Below are 18,520 nucleotides of genomic sequence, written 5' to 3' on the forward strand. Positions count from 1 at the left end.
CTCTATACACTGTATAACGTGATTGACGTTCGGGACATCCGCAAACGCTACGACGGGCACCCCGCCCTCGACGGCGTCGACCTCACCGTGCACGCCGGCACCGTCCACGGGCTGCTGGGCCCCAACGGCGCCGGCAAGACGACCCTCGTGCGCATCCTCGCCACCCTGGTCCGCCTCGACGCGGGCACCGCCACCGTCGCCGGGCACGACGTGCAACGGCACCCCGACCGGGTCCGCGCCGCGATCGGGCTCGTCGGCCAGCACGCCGCCGTCGACGAGCTGCTCAGCGCCCGGCAGAATCTCGTCATGTTCGGCCGGCTCAGCCACCTCGGCCACACCGCCGCCCACCGCCGCGCCGACGCGCTGCTGGAGCAGTTCGGGCTCGCCGACGTGGGGGAGAAGCCCGCGAACCGGTTCTCCGGCGGGATGCGCCGCCGCCTCGACCTCGCCGCCGGGATGATCCTCACCCCGAAGGTGCTGTTCCTGGACGAGCCGACCACCGGCCTGGACCCGCACGGCCGGGCCGAGGTGTGGGCAGCCGTGCGCCGGCTCGTCGCCGACGGCACCACGGTGCTGCTCACCACCCAGTACCTCGACGAGGCCGACCAGCTCGCCGACCGGATCAGCGTCATCGACCACGGCAAGGTCATCGCCGACGGCACCCCCACCGACCTCAAGGGCGCCGACCGGCTCGACGTGCTCACCACCGCCACCGACGCGGTCGCCGCCCGCCTGTCCGTGCTCGGCCCGGTCACCGTGGACGGCAACCGGGTCAGCGTCGCCGTCCACGACCGGGTCGCCGCGCTCACCCTCGCCGCCGGGCTGCCCGACATCGAGGACATCACCGTGCGCCGCCCCACCCTCGACGAGGCATTCCTGAAACTGGTGGCCGCATGAAATGGATCCTTCACGACGGCTGGGTGATGACACAGCGGGAGCTGGCGCACCTGGCCCGGCAACCCGCGCAGATCGTGCTCATGCTGCTGTTCCCGGTCCTGCTGGTGCTGATGTTCGGGTTCGTCCTCGGCGGCGGCATGAGCGTCGCCGGCGGCGGCGACTACCGCGAATACCTGCTGCCCGGCATGTTCGCCATGACGATGCTCTTCGGCGTCGAGTCGACGTTCGCCGCGATCGCGACCGACACCGGCCGCGGCGTCACCGACCGGTTCCGGTCCCTGCCGATGGCACCGTCGGCGCAGGTCACCGGGCGGGCCGTCGCCGACCTGCTCACCTCCGCGCTGGGACTGCTGGTCATGCTCGGCTGCGGCCTCGCCGTCGGCTGGCGCTGGCACGACGGGCTCGCCGGCGCGCTCACCGCCGTCGGCCTGCTGCTGTGGCTGCGCTTCGCCGTGCTGTGGATCGGCATCTACCTCGGGCTGCTCAGCGGCAACCCGCAACTGCTCGTCGCCGTGCAGATCCTGGTGTGGCCGGTCGCGTTCCTGTCCAGCGCGCTCGCCTCACCGCAGGACATGCCCGCCTGGCTCGGCACGCTGTCACACTGGAACCCGTTGTCCGCCACCGCGGACGCGACCCGCGCCCTCTTCGGCAACCCCGGCGGCGGCGCGACCTGGCCGGCGCTGCTGTGGCCGGCGGTCCTCACGGTCGTCTTCGTGCCACTGTCCGTCAGGCAGTACCGTCGACTGTCCCGGTAGGCAGTAGAGTAGAGCGTTCGGGCATCAAAAAAGGCGCCCTCGGGCGCCTGACTGATGGAAATGTTAGCCGACTGGAGACGGGTTGTCAAACGCATCCGACGCATCCGAGCTCGAAACTGAGCAAGCGCATCTCACGATGCTGTACGGGCACCTCGACACGCTACGGGAGGACGCGTCCGAGCAGCTGCAACAGGCGCTGCTGCAGACCGGCGGCACCCCCGCCGACCGCTCCCACCGTGACTCGGCGACCGCCCTGTACACCGACCGCATCGCCCAGTACAGCGCCGTGGAGAACGGGCTGTGCTTCGGCCGGCTCGACTTCCACGCCGGCGACGAGGTCCGCTACATCGGCCGGATCGGCATCTTCGACGAGGACAACGACTACGAGCCGCTGCTCATCGACTGGCGGGCCCCCGCCTCACGACCGTTCTACCTGGCCACCGCCGCCGCGCCCGAGGGGGTGCGGCGGCGCCGCCACATCCGCACCGAGCGGCGCACCGTCACCGGCATCGACGACGAGGTCCTCGACCTCGACGAGGCGCACCACACCGGCCGCGGCGCACACGACGGCGTCGCCGGCGAAGCCGCGCTGCTCTCAGCGCTGAACGCATCCCGTACCGGCCGGATGAAAGACATCGTCGAGACGATCCAGGCCGAACAGGACCACGTCATCCGCGCCGACCTGGGCGGCGTCCTCGTCGTGCAGGGCGGCCCCGGCACCGGCAAGACCGCTGTCGCGCTGCACCGCGCCGCATACCTGCTGTACACGCACCGGCAGATGCTGTCCTCCCGGGTCGTGCTCATCGTCGGGCCCAACCCGACGTTCCTGCGCTACATCGGGCAGGTCCTGCCGTCCCTCGCCGAGACCGGCGTGCTGCTGGGCACGATGGGGGACCTGTTCCCCGGCGTCGTCGCCCACACCGACGAACCCGCCCCGATCGCGGAGATCAAGGGCCGCGCCGCGATGGTCGACGTCCTCGCCGCCGCCGTCCGGGACCGCCAGCGTGTCCCGGACGAGGCCGTCGCGATCCGCCTCGACATCCTCGACGGCGCCGCCGTCATGCTCGACCCGGAGGTCATCGCCGACGCCGGCGACCGGGCCCGCCGCTCCGGCAAACTGCACAACCTCGCCCGGCCCATCTTCGACACCGAGATCATCCACGCGCTGTCGCTGCTGGTCGCCGACACCATCGGCATCGACCCCTACGCCGACGACCCGCTCGGCGGCGACGACGCCCCCGGCGACCCGCAGATCCTCGACGAGGCCGACCTCGCCGAGATCCGCCGTGAGCTGCGCGGCGAGGCCGAGGTCCTCGGCGCCCTGGACTGGCTGTGGCCGATCCTCACCCCGCAGCAGCTCGTCGCGGGCCTGTTCGCCTCCCCGGCCAGGCTGCAGACCGCGGGCGCCCCCGCAGCGCTGCAACGCTCCGCCCGCTCCGGGTGGACCCCGGCCGACGTGCCGCTGCTCGACGAGGCCGCGGAACTGCTCGGCGAGGACGACAGCATCCGCGAGATCATCGCCGAACGGCAACGCAAACGGCAGATCGCCTACGCCGAAGGCGCCCTGGAGATCGCGTTCGGGTCCCGGTCCATCGACGTGGAGGACGAGGACGACCCCGAGCTGCTGTCCGTCACCGACCTGCTCGAGGCCGACCGGCTCGCCGAACGGCAGGACGAGGCGTCCGCCCTCACCCCCGCCGAACGCGCCGCCGCCGACCGCAAGTGGGCGTTCGGCCACGTCATCGTCGACGAGGCACAGGAACTGTCACCGATGGCGTGGCGGCTGCTGATGCGCCGCTGCCCGTCACGGTCCATGACCGTCGTCGGCGACGTCGCGCAGACCGGCGACCTCGGCGGCGCCGCGTCCTGGGCCTCCGCGCTGGACCCGTACGTCCCCGGCCGCTGGCGGCTACGGGAACTCACCGTCAACTACCGCACCCCGACGGAGATCATGGCCGTCGCCGCCGGTGTCCTCGCCGGCATCGACCCCGACCTGGAGCCACCCCGGTCGGTGCGGGTCTCCGGCGTCGACCCGTGGATCCGTGGCGTCGCCCCGTCCCGGCTGCCCGACGCGCTCGCCGAGGCCGCCGTGGCCGAGGCCGCACTCGCCGGGGACGGACGGCTCGGCGTCATCCTGCCCGCCGGTTCCTTCGCGGATCTGGTACCGGCGGTGCTCAAGGTCCTGCCCGACGCCGCCGTGGGCGACGAACCCGAACTCGCCGCCAAGGTCGTCGTCCTCACCGTCAAACAGGCCAAGGGCCTCGAGTTCGACGGCGTCATCGTCGTCGACCCCGACCGCATCGCAAACGAGTCACCCCGCGGCGCCAACGACCTGTACGTCGCGCTCACCCGCGCCACCCAACGCCTCGGCGTCCTACACCCCGGGACCCTCCCGGACTCGCTGTATGCCGTGGTGGGCATATAACGTTGACCGTGTGATTTTCGACGTGCTCGCCGAACCGGCGCGGCGCCGCATCCTGGACCTGCTCCTGGAAGGCCCGCAGCCGGTCGGCGAGCTCACCGCCCGCACCGGCCTGACCCAGCCCGGCACCTCCAAGCACCTGCGGGTGCTGCGGGAGGCCGGGCTCGTCACCGTCCGCCAGGACGCGCAACGCCGCTGGTATGAACTCGTCCCCGAACCCCTCGCCGAACTCGACGCGTGGCTGTCGCCCTACCGGCGGCTGTGGACCGCGCACCTCGACGCACTCGAACGCGTCCTGGACGAAACCGCGGGGGAGCCCCCCGGGAACTTCTCGGTGGGAGCGTGATGGGTCGGACTCCAGCACGCTCACCGAACCGGCGCCGACCCGGGATGCCTAGTCCCGTGCCGACCTGTCCGTGAGCGTAGCAACACCCCGGATGAACCCTCCGTCGGCGGGGTCCACCTGTGCAGTCCACCCCAGTTTCCGCAGTGCGGCGGCGAGCCCGGCCGCGTCGTGGAAGAGTTTGACGACCTCGTGTTCGCTGCCGTCCTTCAACGTGCGCAGCACCGTCTCCCGGCCACCGGGCGCCGCCCGCTCCGTCTCCCGCTCCGCCGCGTCCGTGTCGACGAACACCACCCGCCCGCCGGGCCGCACCGCCGCCGCGACCGCCGCCCAGAACGCCACGAACCGCTGCGGCGGCACGTGCGACAACCAGAACGCGAAGAACACCGTGTCGTACCGCCGCTGCGGGCGCCACGCGAACAGGTCCTCCTGCTGGAACGTCGCCGTCAGCCCCGCCGCCTCCAGCCGCCGCCGCGCGATGTCCAGCATCTCCGGCGCCCCGTCCAACGCCGTCAGGTGCGCGGCACGCGGCGCCAGCCGCACCGTCCACTGGCCGGTGCCGCACGCCAGGTCCAGCACGTCCCCGCCGATCGGCAGCTCGTCGAGCAGGTCGGTCAGCGAGCTGAACCCCCGCTCGCCGTACACCTCGTCAAACTCCGGCGCCCGCGCCCGGTAGTACGCCAACTGCCCGGCCAGCAACCCGTCCAGCCCATCTGACATATCGGACAGTCTATGCGGCACCGGGCGGTCACGCCGACGTCCAGCGGTAGATCTGCCCGTCACGCAGCTCCCACGAGTCCGGCGCCACCGGGACCGGACCCGCGGCGAGCCGGGCCAGCACCTTCGTGCGTCCCCGCATCGCCACGCCCGGCTCACGCCAGTGCAGGTACGGGTGCAGCAACGCCTTGACCAGCACCCAGTCCTGCCGCTCCACCGCGTCGATCACATCCCGCACGATCTGCTCCATGCCCTCATCCTGGAGCATCCGCGATTTCGGCCACCGTGGATGTCGAGAACCCGGCGCCGGCTCCGTCCCAGCGACGCAAGCAACCGACAACTTGGAGGCCCGACCATGGAACCGAACGAGATCACCGAGGTGCTGAACCGGCCGCTCAGCCAGGAACTGCTGGCCCGCGACCTGACCCGCCTCGCCTACGTCGCCAAGGACGGCACACCGCGCGTCATCCCGATCGCGTTCACCTGGAACGGCACCACGATCGTCATGTGCACCACGAAGAACGCCCCGAAGCTGCACGCGCTGCGCGCCAACCCCGCGGTCGCCCTCACCATCGACACCGAGGTGCACCCACCGAAGATCCTGCTCATCCGCGGCCACGCCGACCTCGACGTCGTCGACGACATCCCGGAGGAGTACCTGCAGATGAACGGCACCTACCAGATGACGCCCGAGCAGCGCGTGCACTGGGAGGCCGAGGTCCGCTCCCTCTACGACGGCATGGTCCGCATTGTCGTGACCCCGACCTGGGCGAAGCTCATCGACTTCGAGACGACGCTGCCGAGCGCCGTGGAGGAACTGGTCCGTCAGCGCGCCGAACGCCAGAACGCCTGACTACCCGCCCTGGCACCATGCTGCGTGAGCCGGCCGCGGGTCACGTGTGCCCTCCCGGGGCGGACCTGGACATGGAGAACTCGCCGGCGTCGGTTGCCGGACCGGTGATCGCCGCCGTCAGACCGTCCCGGGTCTGCATGTCCCACCGGAAAAGTTCAGGACCTGAGTGCATGCCGACGCCGCGACTGTCGACAGCGCACAGCGGCGCGAACCGGACCGGCGTCTCGAGCTCGTCCGGCTCGGTCAGCATGATGCCGGGCGCCTACCCCTGCTCACCACGCGCGAGCGCGTCGTGGTCGATGATCTGGGTGAAGAACTTCAACCTCCGGTCGGGCTGACGGCCCAGCGCCGTCACCGACGCGGAGACCCGGTCACCGGCACGGACCTCGAACAGCGGCGCCGGCTTCGACACCGGATACAGCTGAGCGTCGGCGTATCGGCGGTTTTCCCGGCGCACGACAGGGGGAGTGGGGGAGTCCGTCGGCGCCTTCTTCCCTGGCCAGCTCCCAGCTCCTGGCTTCCTTGGTCGGCCTCCAGTCGGCTTCCGAGCGAGCTTTCTCCGACGGACGCGGCGCCGCTCTCGCCACGCCGCGGCTGGCATCTCGTCGTTTCAGTGCAGCAGCGCCTCCGGCACCCGCAGGTCCGCCGCGGCATACAGGTCGGTGACCTCCTGCGGGTCGTCGCCGGCGGTCACCGCGGCGACACGGTCCATCAGCTCGTCATAGTCGGCGCCGGTCTCACCCTTATACGCAGCGTCCATCCGACCCCACTCGTCCCACGGCAGCATCTCCACCTTGTTGAGCGCGGCGAGGTCCCGCACCGCGTTGCCCTGGATCTCCGCGGGCCCGAAGTTGTCGGTGCCGCCGACGCCGAACGTCGCCGCGTCGATGCGCCCTTCCCGCCACGCCGTCCACGCCTCACCACCGGTCAGGAACAACCCGTCGTCGAGGTCCTCGGGGTGCGGCAGGACCGTGCTGGACGCGTCGCCGGCGAGTTGCGCGTCGGTGCGGATCCACCGGCCGTCGCGGAGGTGCTCGACGACCCAGTGGTCCAGGCCCAGCCCCGGCCGGAAATACGTCGCGAACCCGCACCTGGCCCGCGCCGGGATGCCACGCCACCGCAGCAGCGCAACCGTGAGCACCGTGAAGTGCCGGCACGTGCCGACGGCCCGCCGCGTCGCCTCGCGTGGCACGTGCAACGGCGCGTCGTCCAGCCGCAGGATGGCCGCGACGATCTGATCAGCGTGGCGCAGCTGGTTGTCCGCGAACCGCGCTTCGGGCAGGTCCAGTCCGGACGTCTCGTGCGGGTGCACGATGAGCGAGCTCGCGAGCCGGCTGATGCCGTCGGCGTCGGCCGGCACCCCTGCCAGCGCGGCGGGTGGCACGCTCGACAGGTCGGTGAGCGGTCCCGGCGTGGTGTAGTCGATCCCCGTCATGTCCAGGAACGTACCGCCGGGGTACGACACTTTCCCGTCGCTCTGGTTGACATAATGTCAATTATCGAACATCTACGGATACGGAGCCGATCAGCGCGGCATGCCGTAGGACAAGGACTCGGCGAGTTCGAGCAGCCGCGCCCGGCTGGCATCGTCGCCGGCCCGCGGCCCGACCAGCGAGATGTCGCTGACGTTCGGGCCGACCGGTCCGTGCAACGCGTCGACCCGCACGCCGGCACGGTCGGCCATCACCAGCGCCGTGGCGGTGAAACCCTCGATCAGCGCCAGCAGGACCGGATGGTTGCTCGAGCGGTACCTGGCCACGAGCGCCCCGACGAACGCGGTGAACACCGGCACGTCCACGTCGTGCTCGTCGAGGCCGTTGTCGGCGGCGATGCCGCTGGGCACCCCGGCGATCGTCTGCATCGCGACCGACTGCGCGTAGAACAGGTTCGCCACGCCATGCGACGGATTCCACAGCGTCACATCGCCGACCTGGAAGTATTTGCTCACGCCGCAGACCGTACCGGGCTGCGTACCGTCGAGATGTTCATCACCGAACGTGATGGATTATCGGACGGGCGTGCCAGATCGACGCAGGTGGGCTCGAATGTCCCCCGCGCGGGTGACGGCACGCTAGGTGATCGGCGTATGCGGCCGCTACCCTATGCGTATGCGTGAAGTGCGCAAGGAGCGGGTCACGGTGACGATGCCCGCCGATGAGGCCGCCGCGGTGCGACGGTTCGTGGACGCGGGTGGTGCGGAGTCGGTGTCGGCGTATGTCGCCGAGGCGGTCCGCGGCCGGCTGGCCCGGGACCGGGCGCTGCTGGCGTTGAACGAGCTGTATGCGCGACGCGGGGTGCGCATGGACCCGGAGCACCACGCGTGGGCGCGTGAGGTGCTGGGGGTGGCACCCGCCGGGCCGGTGTCGTGACCGCCGTGGGCGGCCGCATCCTGGACAGTTCGGCGATTCTGGGGTTCGTGGCCGGCGCACCGTACAGTTCGGCGATCGTGTGGCACGCGGTGGACCAGGGTGTGGTCCTGGCGGTGCCGGCGGCAGCGCTCGCCGAGGCGTGGGCGCAGACCTCCCCCAAGGACTATGACGTGCTCAAGGTGCTGCTGAGCCTGCCGGTGGTGGTTGTGGACGACCTGACCGCCGCGGACGCCGTGGACAGCGGTGCGCTGTTCTCCGGTGAGGGTGGACCCGCTCTGGTCGCGGCCGCGCATGTGGTACGCCGTGCGCAGGCCCGACCGGGCTGGGCCATCGTCACGGACCGCCCCGAGGTGCTGCGCACCCTGGACCCGCATGCGGAGATCGACGAGCTGCCCTGACTGCCCGATCTTTGTCGTACGGTGTGTCGCATTCGGAAAATGTCGTACCCGACTGGTAGAACGTTTCCGACACATGTTCGATAAAGGGAGGGTGCGATGGCAGCCGCGCGGACCGCGGCCGGGGGCTTGTCGACGGTGGAGCTGGAGCAGATCCGGGACACCCTCGCGGCCGGCCGGAAGCCGAAGGTCGTGTTCACGGAGGCTGCCGGCCAGATTGCCGGGCAGCTGGGGCAGGTCGTGCAGTTGACCGACCCCGAACTGTCCGAGGAGTGGGTGGTCGTCCGGTTCGGCCGGGACGAGCTGCCCTTCTCCCCCGCTGATCTGAAGATCGCTCCGAAGGCGGCGCCGGTGCGTCGCACCCCGACCGTTCCAGCACCCCGTGAGGAGACCCCCGTGTCCGCGCCGTCGACCGTCGAGCCGTCCGCCGATCCTGCCCCGGTCGGCGTCGCCGCCGAGCCCGTCCCGGCCGCCGCGCCGGTCGAGCCGGCCCCGGCCAACACGGCGAAGGACACGGCCAAGGACAAGGACACAGCCAAGGAGCCGGTGAAGGAGTCTGCGGGCGTGCCGGCGCCGCGGGCGACAGCGGCGAAGAAGGCGGCGGCGAAGCCGAAGGCATCGCCGGGGTTGACGGTGACCCTGGCGTATGCGGACGGTGAGTGGACGGTCGCGGCCAACCAGGGTGCGAAGGCACTCGCGAAGCCGTATGTCATCAAGGCCAACGAGGCGTTGAAGATGGTCGGGATGCTCGACGTGCCCGGCGTGCACGAGGCGGTCGAGGAGATCGTGTCGGCCGCGCGGGCGGAGGCGGAGTCGCAGGCGGAGCGGCTGCGGGCGGAGCTGGCCGAGATCGAGGCCCGCCTGGCCGAGCTCCGCGAAGCCGAGTAAGCGACACCGGGTAGCGACACTTGGTAGGCGACACCGGGTGGCGACACCGGGTGGCGCGGCACGGTAGCGAGGCACGATAGGAACGCTGCGGGGCAGGCCGCAGCGGGCACGCCGCGTGGGCCGGTGAGCGGAAGAAGGCCGGGAAGCGCGAGGACACGATCCGCCCTCAGGTTCGGTTGCTGGTGGGGGCGGATCGTTCGATTACTGAGGCGGATCGCGGCGGTGCGCGGTCGTGCCGGGTCGCTGGTGGATGTCGGCGGTCCGGCAGTGGGATTTGCGTGCCCGTCCGGCAGGGTTACCGTTCGTGGGTCGAATTGGGACTCAACGGTGGCGGGGCATGACGGACGTGGAGCAGGGCGCGGCGCAGCCGGCGGTAGTAAGCGACGCACGGGCCGTCGAGGTGAGCGACTCCCCCACCCCGGCCGGGCTCTCCGCGGCGCTGCCTTCCGTGCTCCCCGCGCAGGGCGCCGGCGCGGGGCGGGTCTCCCCCGGTGACGTGCCGGCAACCGGTGACGTGTCGGCGAGCGGTGACGTGCCGGCGAGGAAGGTGTGGCGGGCGCCGCGGACGTGGCGGTTCCTGCTGGTCCTGGCGAGGGTCGTGGTGATGCCGGTGGCGCGGCTGCGGGTGACCGGTGAGGTCCCGGCGGCGTTGCGGGCCGGGCCGGTGCTGTTCGCGGTGAACCACGTCGGTCCGTTCGACCCGGTGGCGATCAGCGCGGCGTGCCGGGTGGCGCGGTTGGCGCCGCGGTTGATGGCGACGGGTGGGTTGTTCCGGGCGCCGGTCGTCGGGTCGGTGATGCGGGCCGCCGGGCACATCAGGATCAACCGGCGGCAGGCGGACGTCAGTGGCGCCGTCGACGTGGTCGCCGACGCGATCGCAGTCGGGTCGCACGTGCTCGGTTACCCGGAAGGGCGCATCACGCTGGATCCGGGGATGTGGCCGGAGCGGGGTAAGACGGGGCTGGCGCGGGTCGCGTTACGGACCGGTGTGCCGGTGGTACCGGTCGCGCAGTGGGGTGCGCATGAGGTCGCGGCATGGGGCGGGTTCGGGCCGACGATGCGGACGCTGGGCCGGTCGTTGCTGCGCCGGCCGGTGGTCCGGGTGCATTTCGGGGCGCCGGTGGACCTGTCGGATCTGGACGTGGCGGCGTCGGGTGCGGCGCAGCGGGCCACGGACCGCATCATCGACGCGATCACCGCCGAGCTTGTCGGGTTGCGGGTGGCGGAGCCGCGGCTGCCGCGGTTCGTCGACCCGGTCCGGCCGTTGTCGACGCAGCGGCGGCACCGCCCGGCCCGCTGACGGCGCCCGGCCCACTGAAGACGTCCGACCCGCTGACGCCACCCGGCCGGCGGAGCATGAAGACGTCGACCGGGTCCTGGGTCTGCACCGTGAACCCGTGCCGGGCGTACAGGCGCTGCGCGGGGCTGCCCTGCAGGACGTTGAGCCGGACGGGGACGCCGTCGGCGTCGGCGTGGCGCAGCAGGGTCCGCAGCACCGCCGAGCCGATCCCACGCCCTTGCACGGCGGGGTCGAGGTAGAAGTGTTCCAGCCAGCGGCCCTCCTTCCCGGCGGGGCGCACGGCGACGCAGCCGGCGAAGGCGCCGCCGACGAGGATGACGCTGGTGTGCTGCGGGGTGAACGCGTCGCGGAGCCGCTGCCGGACCCGGTGGTCGTCGTAGCGGCCGAGGCGTTCCAGGTCCGCTCGCAGCACGGTCGCGCGCAGCGCCGCGATCGGCTCGACGTCCGCGGGTGTGGCGGGTCGCACCGTCCACTGCGCGGGCATGGCCGAAGTATCGCAGGGGGCGCCGCGTGGGATGGAACCCGAAGGGCACCCGAACCGATCCTGGCGAACCTCTCCCCCACGCCGTGTGCCCGCCGACAGGGACACGACAGGTCGGCAGCGCGGCGCGGAGAGGAGGCACCCGGGGATGAAGGGGATGAACACGTCTGCCCGCACCCGCAGGCGGTGGCGGCTGGCCATCGGCGGCGTGATCGTGGTGCTGCTGTCCGTGGCTGGGCTCGGGGTCGTCGGGGTGGCCAGGACGCGGCACGCGGCGGAGACGGTGGCGCGGTCCACGGCGCTGTCGGATGCGTATGCGCGGGCGAACAAGGCGATCGCCGAGGAGGAGTCCCTGGAGCGTAAGTACCGTCTGGATCGGGGCGATGAGGTGCGGGCGAGGCACGCGATCGCGGGTGCGGCGTTGCACGCGGCGTTGTCGGATGTGGAGTCCCGTGGCGGGGCGGCGGACCGGGATCTGGCGTTGCGGTTGCGGCACGTGCATGACGAGTACGGGTATGCGGTGCTGCGGGTGTTCGCGGCGGTGGACAACGCGGACCTGGTCGAGGCGGCGAGGATCAACAACAACGACGTCGACCGGATTTTTTATCAGCTCAGTGCGGAGATCCAGCGGGCGGCGGACCTGCACGCTGGGCGGGCGAGCGCGGCGATCGAGCAGTTGCGGCGGGTTGAGGCGCTGGTGTTCGCGGCGCTGCTGGGTGCGGTCGGCATCGGTGGGGTGCTGCTGTTCGGGCTGGGGCTGCTGGTGGTGCGGTATCAGCACACGATGATGGCGCAGGCGGACCGGCATGAGCACGCGGCGCGGCACGACGCGTTGACGGGGTTGCCGAACCGGACCCTGTACACGGAGCGGCTGGAGCAGGTGCTGGCGGGGCGGGATGCGGTGCTGACGGTGATGCTGCTGGACCTGGACCGGTTCAAGGAGGTCAACGACACGCTCGGGCATCATTACGGTGATGAGCTGCTGGTGCAGGTGGCGGCGCGGTTGACGGGTGAGGTGCGGGCCGGGGACACGGTGGCGCGGTTGTCCGGGGACGAGTTCGCGGTGCTGCTGCCGGGTGCGGACGTGGACCGGGCGAGGGGTCTGGCGGGGCGGTTGCAGGAGCGGCTGCATCAGAGTTTCGTGCTGCGGGACGTGACGGTGGACGTGGAGGCGAGCATCGGCATCGCGGTGCGGGTGCCTGCGGCGGCGGTGACGTCCGCGGATGAGCTGCTGCGGGCGGCGGACATCGCGATGTATGAGGCGAAGGCGACGAAGAACGGCGCCGTGGTGTATGAGCCGGCGACGAGCGCTGCCCCGCCGAGCCGGTTGCTGCTGCTCGGTGACCTGCGCCGGGCGTTGTCGGAGCGGGAGGAGCTGGAGTTGTACTACCAGCCGAAGATCGCCCTGGCGACCGGTGAGCTGTGCGGGGTGGAGGCGCTGATCCGGTGGCATCATCCGACGCGGGGTCTGGTCGCGCCGGGTGAGTTCGTGCCGATGGCGGAGAACACGGGGCTGATCAACCTGTTGACGACGCATGTGCTGACGCGGGCGGTGGCGCAGGCGGCGGCGTGGCGGGCGGCGGGCATGGAGGTGCCGGTGGCGGTGAACCTGTCGCCGCGGTGCCTGACGGACGCGTCGCTGCGGGAGCGGGTCGAGGGGCTGCTCACCGCGCACCGGTTGCCGGCGCGGTTGTTGCGGCTGGAGGTGACGGAGAGCGCGGTGATGGCGAACCCGGCTCTGGCGACGGCGACGTTGCACGGGTTGCACCGGCTCGGGGTGCGGTTGTCGATCGACGACTACGGCACCGGGTATTCGTCGATGGCGTATCTGAAGCAGCTGCCGGTGGACGAGTTGAAGATCGACCGGTCGTTCGTGGTGAACCTGTCCGGCGCCGACGACGATGACGCGGTCCTGGTGCGCTCCGCGGTCGACCTGGGGCACAACCTGGGGATGACGGTGGTGGCGGAGGGGGTGGAGCACGCGGGGCAGGTGGAGGCGTTGCGGCGGCTCGGGTGTGACATCGCGCAGGGGTTCCATTACGCGCGGCCGGAGCCGGCGGACCGCCTGCAGCGGTGGCTGCAGCCGGCCCGGGTGTAGCCGCCCTGGTCAGCCGCCCTGGTCAGCCGCCTTCGCGGCGGATGCGCAGGTATGCGAGGACCGCTTCGCGGGTGGTCCGCACGCCGAGGGCTTCGCGGGCCTCGGCGATGCGCCGGTTCGCGGTGCGCAGTGACAGGAACTCCGCGGCCGCGGCGGCGGCGATGGTTTCGCCGCCGGCGAGGCGTTCGAGCAGGGCGCGTTGTTCGGGGGCGAGCTGGGGGCCGCTGCCGTCGGGTTCGGGGGTGGTGCCGAGGTCCGCGTCGGGGTCGGTGGTGACGGGGCCGATGCGGGCGAGGTCGGCGAGCAGGGCCCGGCCGATGTCGCCGCCGGCGTCGCAGATCGCGACGATCCCGGCGCCGCGGGCGGCGGCGAGCAGGGCGAGTTCGGCGGTGTCGGCCTCCGCGACGCGTCCGTAGAGGGCGAGGCGGGCGTCGGAGACGTCCCAGGCCTGGTCGGTGAGGGCGAACCCTTCGCGGGTGGTCCAGCCGGCCCGGGCGAGCTTGCGCAGCACCGTGGTCGCGTCGCCCCCGGACGCGACCACGTAGCGGGGTGCGTGTGCGGGATCGCCCGCCATCAGCGGCCCTGACCGGGGATGCCGCCGGTCGGTCGGGGCAGTGCAGCGGGTGTCATCCGCCAACGATGCGGTGCGTAGGGGCTCACGCACAAGAGCACACCATTACTCATCCAAGCTCCTCGATCGCGAGCGCGGCGGCCTCGGTGCGGGTGCGGGCGCCGAGCTTGCGCATCCCGGAGCGGATGTGGGTTTCGACGGTTTCCCGGGAGATGCCGAGCTGCCCGGCGATGCGCCGGGTCGGTTCGCCGTTGGCGACGAGGCGCAGCACGTCGCGTTCCCGGTCGGTGAGTTCGTCGCCGGCGCGCCGGCCGCGGGTGTCGCGGCGGATCGCGTGGCGGCGCAGGGCGCGGCGGGTCCGGCCGAGGAGCACGACGAGCCCGGCCTCCTCGGCGAGGCGTTCGGCTTCCAGGAGGGCGGGGACGGCGAGTTCGGCGTCCTCCTCGAGCATGCCCTGGGCGAGCAGGCAGCGGACCTCTTCGCGGCGGGCGAGGTCGTGCCAGGCGGCGGCGGCCGCGGCGAACAGGTCCGGGGCCTTCCACGCGTCGAGGGTCGCGGCGACCGCGGCGAGCGGCCGGTCCCCGGCGTCGCCGGCGGCGAGGCCGGGGCCGGTGACGTCCCCGGCGTCGTAGGCGGCCCACCGGGCGGTGATGCGGCGCAGCCCGTCGACGAGCGGCGGTGCGGGCAGGTCGGTGCCGCGGGCGCCGGCGTGGTCGGGTTGCCCGTCGAGCCAGGCGGCTTCCCGGGTGACCCAGTCCAGGACGGGTCCGGTGGACGACGGACGGCCGGTGAGGGCGTCGAGGCGGGCGCGGGCCGGGGCGAGGAGCCCGCCGTCGGCCTCGGCGAGGCTGGCGGCGGCGACGGCGTAGCCGCGGGCGACGGCCGGCAGGGTCCGGTCGGTGAGGTCACCGGCGCGGCGGACGACCTCGTCGATCTCCTCGCCGCGCAGCGCGTCGCACCACAGTTGCGCGGCGATGAACCGGGTCTGCCATGAGTAGGCGAGGTCACCGGCGCAGGCGGCGGCCGCGGCGGCGGCGGCGTTGGACGCTTCGGCGAGCCGCGCGTCGGCGGTGAGGGTCTCCACCAGCAGCCACGCCGACCAGCGGGCGGCGAGGACGTCACCGGCCTGCCCGGCCGCGGACGCGGCGGAGGCGAGTCCGTATTCCCAGCCGGGGCGGCGGGTGCCGGCGCGGACGGCGGCGATCGCGGCCCGCAGCCCGGGGTGCGCGGGCGCGTCGCCGTGCACGCGCAGCAGTTCCTCGGCGCGGGTCAGGGCGGCGTCGGCGTCGGTCGACAGGGTCGCGAGGAGCCGGACCCGGTCGCGGGCGCCGAGGACGTCGCCGGGGGCGTCGTCACCGACGGCGGCGACGGCGTGCGCGGCGGCGGCCGCGTTGCCCTGCTGCAGCAGCGCCTCACCGCGCAGGACGGCGCCGACGGCGCCGATCGCGGGGTCGGTGACCGCTTCGGGGGTCAGGACCCGCAGGCAGGAGCCGGGCCGGCCGGCGGCGAGCGCGGCGCGGGCCGCGTCGAGGCGCACGTCGGCGGCGGCGGTGATGCCGGGCAGGTCGCAGGCGAGCAGCAGCAGTTCGGCGCGTTCGCCGGTGGACGTGGCGGCGCGGGCGGCGCGGACCGCGACCTGGTAGGCGTCGCCGGCGGCGCCGGCGGCGGCGAGGTGCCGGGCCGCTTCCCGGGGCGGGACGAGCCCGGCGAGCCGCCGGTGCAACGCGACCCGTTCGGCGGGTTCGAGCAGGCCCGCGGCGACCTCGGCGGTGTACGGCGACACGGGCGCGGCGATCCCGGCGGCGTCGACCTCGACGAGCCCGGTCGCGGTGAGCTCGGTGATGCCTTCACCGAGGACGGTCGCGGTGACGGGCCGGCCGAGCAGGCCGAGGGCGGCCATGGCGGTGCGGGCGGGGCGGTTGAGGTCGGCGAGGGCCCCGGCGACGGTGTAGGCGAGGCCCTTGTCGGCGTCCAGGGGGGTGCCGCCCTGCGCGACGTGCTTGGCGAGGGCGGACACGGCCAGCGGGACCCCGCCGGCGCGGCGCACGAGGTCGGTGACGACGGTGCTGGACGCGCCGGGCGCGATCTGCCGTACGAGGGCCGCGGCGGCGTCGGCGGGCATCGCGGGGACGTTGAGCCACGCGGTCGCGGCGGCGCGGAGCACCTGTTCGGCGTCGCCGGGCAGCCGGTGCGGCGTGCGTAACGTGACGGCTATCCGACAGTGTTCGGCGATGGCGGGTAACGCGGCGATCGTGAGCGGATCCGCCCACTGCAGGTCATCCAGGAGCAGCAGTCCGTGACGGACGCGGGAGCGGACGGCCTCGGCGAGCAGCGGCGCCTCGTGTGACGGCAGTCGCACCCGCACCGCCCGGGACAGCGGCAACGCGGGCACGCCACGCAGCATCGCCAGGGCGCCACCGGCGAACACGGTGCCGCGGAACGTCTCACCGAGTCGTTTCAGCACCGTCGAGCGTCCCGTGCCGGGTGCTCCCGCGATGACCACCAGACCGGGGTTACGCAGGGCTTCGACCGCCGCGGCGACCAGGTCGGCGGGTGGCCAGGCCGTGGCACCCACCGTCGCCCGGCCGACCGACACGCTCGGTACGGCCCCGGCGACTGGCTCGTCAGTCGACGCCTCAGGCACTTCTCGCCTCCATTCGTGGCACGAACATGGGATCCTGCGCGCGCAGGATATTCGTAATGTGTGTGCCGTACGTGCGTGACATGACGGTCTGATTCCACCCGGGAGCGAGTAATGAGCGAGGACCACCCCTTGGAACCCCGAGGGTACGTCGGCATTCTGGCTGAACACACCGGCCTCGCGCAGTCGGTGATCAGTCTCCCCGGGGAGGTATCTGGTCACCAGTCGGCTCACCGGTCAGGTCCTGCCGGCCCGGTCCGGGGCTGACGACGTGGCTCCAGGACCACTCAGCTCCCGGGTCGCGGATCTGTGCGCCGAGGTCGGCAACCGGCTCGGCGGCGGCGCTCAGGCGCAGGTCGTCGACGTGCGCCGGCGGCTCGGCGAGCCGCTGCGGGTCGCGATCGCCGGCCGGCTCAAGTCCGGCAAGTCCACGCTCGTCAACGCGCTTATCGGCCGGCGGGTCGCGCCGACGGAGGTCGGTGAGTGCACCCGCATCGTGACCCAGTTCCGGTATGGCACCTCCGACCGGGTCGACGTCGTCAAACGCAACGGCGCCCGGGTCAGTCTCCCCCTCGACGAGGCCGGGATGATCCCGCAGCGCCTCGGTGTGGCCCGGCACGACGTCGCCTACGTCGACGTGACCCTGACCAGTGACCACCTGCGGGACCTGACCGTCGTGGACACCCCCGGCCTGTCGAGTGCGAACACGTCGGTGTCGGATCAGGCGCGCCGGTTCCTGTTCTCCGAGGCGCCGATCGACGACGACCTGGACTCCGACTCCGCCGGTGCGCTGTCCGGCGCCGAGGCGATCATCTACGTGTTCACGCAGTCGGTCCGTGAGGACGACGTGCAGGCGCTGGAGGCGTTCCGGTCGATCTCCGCGCGGCTGTCGTCCAACCCGATCAACTCCCTCGGCCTGTTCAACAAGGTCGACAAGCTCGCCGGTGGCGGGCAGGACCCGTGGCCGATCGTCGCTCCCCTGGCCAGTGACCAGTCCAAGGTGCTGCGGCGGGTCGTTTCGGATGTGGTACCGGTGGTGGGGTTGCTCGCCGAGACGACCGAGGCGGGTCGCCTGACCGCCGCGGACTGTGAGGCGCTGCGGCAGCTCGCCGCGCTCCCCCAGGGTGAACGGACCGTCCTGCTCGCGTCCGTGGACCTGTTCACGACCCGTGAGTGCGGCATCACCCGTGAGTCGCGGGAGCGGCTGCTGCGGCTGCTGGACCTGTACGGGATCAGCTTCGCGATCGCGCAGCTGGTGAACAAGCCGACCCTCGCGACCGGTGAGCTGGTCCGGATGCTGTTCCAGGCGTCCGGGTTCCCGCGGCTGCGGCAGACCCTGGACCACGCGTTCCGGTGGCGGACCGACGCGATCAAGGCCGGGTGGGCGCTGTCGAGCCTGGAGAAGATCGCCAGCCACGCCGAACGCCCCCACGACCGGGAGCTGCTCCGCGACGCGATCGAACGGGTCCTGCAGCAGCCGGAGTCGCACCGGCTGCGCCTGCTGGAGGTCGCGCAGCTCGTCACGACCGGCGCGGTGGACCTGCCCGACCAGATGGAGGGCGAACTGACCCGGCTCGCGCTGTCCAATGACCCCGGCTGGATCCTGAACCTGCAGGGATCCGACCGTGACCAGATGGTCCGCGCCGCGTTGGACGCCGCGACCCGGTGGCGGGCCTACGCCGTCGCCGGTGCCAGCCCGTCCCAGTCGCGGGTCGCGCTCGTCGCGCACCGCGGCTTCTACCTGCTGTCCCAACGTATCCGTGGCCAAGCCCGTGTCAACTGAAGGCACC

The 18,520-nt window shown here is 72.4% G+C and carries 19 protein-coding genes; 11 read left to right on the top strand and 8 right to left on the bottom strand.

Translation table 11 applies throughout. From position 1 onward, the window contains the following. Positions 1 to 21 precede the first annotated feature (21 nt). The 4 genes from AB0K00_RS38200 to AB0K00_RS38215 all read left to right on the top strand — a co-directional run bounded on the left by AB0K00_RS38200 (position 22) and on the right by AB0K00_RS38215 (position 4,420). The gene (locus AB0K00_RS38200; protein WP_363531369.1) at positions 22 to 897 is read left to right on the top strand and encodes an ATP-binding cassette domain-containing protein; all 876 of its coding nucleotides are present in this window, start codon (positions 22 to 24) and stop codon (positions 895 to 897) included. Then, complete coding sequence (locus AB0K00_RS38205) at positions 894 to 1,652, top strand: ABC transporter permease (protein WP_363531184.1); 759 nt, start codon at positions 894 to 896, stop codon at positions 1,650 to 1,652. Before AB0K00_RS38200 ends, AB0K00_RS38205 begins: the two co-directional genes overlap by 4 nt. Positions 1,653 to 1,788: 136 nt before the next feature. Continuing rightward, positions 1,789 to 4,077 (top strand): ATP-binding domain-containing protein, encoded by a 2,289-nt coding sequence (locus AB0K00_RS38210; protein WP_363531187.1) that lies wholly within the window; start codon positions 1,789 to 1,791, stop codon positions 4,075 to 4,077. A gap of 10 nt (positions 4,078 to 4,087) precedes the next feature. Beyond that, positions 4,088 to 4,420: a metalloregulator ArsR/SmtB family transcription factor gene (locus AB0K00_RS38215; RefSeq protein WP_363531189.1), complete on the top strand. Its 333-nt coding sequence runs from the start codon at positions 4,088 to 4,090 to the stop codon at positions 4,418 to 4,420. A gap of 48 nt (positions 4,421 to 4,468) precedes the next feature. On the opposite strand, the gene AB0K00_RS38220 is transcribed toward AB0K00_RS38215, so the two are convergent. Both AB0K00_RS38220 and AB0K00_RS38225 read right to left on the bottom strand, forming a co-directional pair. Continuing rightward, entirely contained in the window at positions 4,469 to 5,137 is a 669-nt protein-coding gene (locus AB0K00_RS38220; RefSeq protein WP_363531191.1) for a methyltransferase domain-containing protein, read from the bottom strand. A gap of 28 nt (positions 5,138 to 5,165) precedes the next feature. Continuing rightward, positions 5,166 to 5,384 carry a nuclear transport factor 2 family protein gene (locus tag AB0K00_RS38225; RefSeq protein WP_363531194.1) on the bottom strand — a complete coding sequence of 73 codons (219 nt, stop codon included), beginning with the start codon at positions 5,382 to 5,384 and terminating at the stop codon, positions 5,166 to 5,168. 105 nt (positions 5,385 to 5,489) lie between these two features. On the opposite strand from AB0K00_RS38225, the gene AB0K00_RS38230 reads away from it, so the two are divergent. Beyond that, complete coding sequence (locus tag AB0K00_RS38230) at positions 5,490 to 5,987, top strand: pyridoxamine 5'-phosphate oxidase family protein (protein ID WP_363531197.1); 498 nt, start codon at positions 5,490 to 5,492, stop codon at positions 5,985 to 5,987. Positions 5,988 to 6,249: 262 nt separating this feature from the next. Here the strand turns inward: AB0K00_RS38230 and AB0K00_RS38235 are convergent, their stop codons facing one another. The 3 genes from AB0K00_RS38235 to AB0K00_RS38245 all read right to left on the bottom strand — a co-directional run bounded on the left by AB0K00_RS38235 (position 6,250) and on the right by AB0K00_RS38245 (position 7,935). Further along, entirely contained in the window at positions 6,250 to 6,399 is a 150-nt protein-coding gene (locus AB0K00_RS38235) for a hypothetical protein (RefSeq protein ID WP_363531200.1), read from the bottom strand. 198 nt (positions 6,400 to 6,597) lie between these two features. Next, positions 6,598 to 7,422 (bottom strand): transglutaminase-like domain-containing protein, encoded by an 825-nt coding sequence (locus tag AB0K00_RS38240; RefSeq protein WP_363531202.1) that lies wholly within the window; start codon positions 7,420 to 7,422, stop codon positions 6,598 to 6,600. Positions 7,423 to 7,512: 90 nt separating this feature from the next. Further along, entirely contained in the window at positions 7,513 to 7,935 is a 423-nt protein-coding gene (locus tag AB0K00_RS38245) for a DUF6086 family protein (protein WP_363531205.1), read from the bottom strand. A 160-nt stretch (positions 7,936 to 8,095) separates the two neighbouring features. Between AB0K00_RS38245 and AB0K00_RS38250 the strand changes: the two genes are divergently transcribed. The 4 genes from AB0K00_RS38250 to AB0K00_RS38265 all read left to right on the top strand — a co-directional run bounded on the left by AB0K00_RS38250 (position 8,096) and on the right by AB0K00_RS38265 (position 10,939). Continuing rightward, positions 8,096 to 8,356, top strand: coding sequence for a hypothetical protein (locus AB0K00_RS38250; protein ID WP_363531208.1), 261 nt, complete (start codon positions 8,096 to 8,098; stop codon positions 8,354 to 8,356). A 5-nt stretch (positions 8,357 to 8,361) separates the two neighbouring features. Next, the gene (locus tag AB0K00_RS38255; protein WP_363531210.1) at positions 8,362 to 8,754 is read left to right on the top strand and encodes a hypothetical protein; all 393 of its coding nucleotides are present in this window, start codon (positions 8,362 to 8,364) and stop codon (positions 8,752 to 8,754) included. Positions 8,755 to 8,850: 96 nt separating this feature from the next. Continuing rightward, positions 8,851 to 9,639 (top strand): hypothetical protein, encoded by a 789-nt coding sequence (locus AB0K00_RS38260; RefSeq protein ID WP_363531213.1) that lies wholly within the window; start codon positions 8,851 to 8,853, stop codon positions 9,637 to 9,639. 337 nt (positions 9,640 to 9,976) lie between these two features. After that, the gene (locus AB0K00_RS38265; protein WP_363531216.1) at positions 9,977 to 10,939 is read left to right on the top strand and encodes a lysophospholipid acyltransferase family protein; all 963 of its coding nucleotides are present in this window, start codon (positions 9,977 to 9,979) and stop codon (positions 10,937 to 10,939) included. On the opposite strand, the gene AB0K00_RS38270 is transcribed toward AB0K00_RS38265, so the two are convergent. After that, the gene (locus tag AB0K00_RS38270) at positions 10,833 to 11,423 is read right to left on the bottom strand and encodes a GNAT family N-acetyltransferase (protein WP_363531219.1); all 591 of its coding nucleotides are present in this window, start codon (positions 11,421 to 11,423) and stop codon (positions 10,833 to 10,835) included. The two genes, AB0K00_RS38265 and AB0K00_RS38270, sit on opposite strands and share 107 nt — an antisense overlap. A 154-nt stretch (positions 11,424 to 11,577) precedes the next feature. Between AB0K00_RS38270 and AB0K00_RS38275 the strand changes: the two genes are divergently transcribed. After that, positions 11,578 to 13,518: a bifunctional diguanylate cyclase/phosphodiesterase gene (locus tag AB0K00_RS38275; protein WP_363531222.1), complete on the top strand. Its 1,941-nt coding sequence runs from the start codon at positions 11,578 to 11,580 to the stop codon at positions 13,516 to 13,518. A 22-nt stretch (positions 13,519 to 13,540) separates the two neighbouring features. Here the strand turns inward: AB0K00_RS38275 and AB0K00_RS38280 are convergent, their stop codons facing one another. Then, positions 13,541 to 14,092: a LuxR family transcriptional regulator gene (locus tag AB0K00_RS38280; RefSeq protein WP_327001381.1), complete on the bottom strand. Its 552-nt coding sequence runs from the start codon at positions 14,090 to 14,092 to the stop codon at positions 13,541 to 13,543. Between the two features lie 106 nt (positions 14,093 to 14,198). Continuing rightward, positions 14,199 to 16,733: a LuxR C-terminal-related transcriptional regulator gene (locus AB0K00_RS38285; RefSeq protein ID WP_363531226.1), complete on the bottom strand. Its 2,535-nt coding sequence runs from the start codon at positions 16,731 to 16,733 to the stop codon at positions 14,199 to 14,201. A 268-nt stretch (positions 16,734 to 17,001) separates the two neighbouring features. On the opposite strand from AB0K00_RS38285, the gene AB0K00_RS38290 reads away from it, so the two are divergent. Continuing rightward, entirely contained in the window at positions 17,002 to 18,513 is a 1,512-nt protein-coding gene (locus AB0K00_RS38290) for a dynamin family protein (RefSeq protein WP_363531229.1), read from the top strand. Positions 18,514 to 18,520 lie beyond the last annotated feature (7 nt).

This window comes from Dactylosporangium sp. NPDC049525, assembly GCF_040676755.1.
GTDB lineage: Bacteria > Actinomycetota > Actinomycetes > Mycobacteriales > Micromonosporaceae > Dactylosporangium.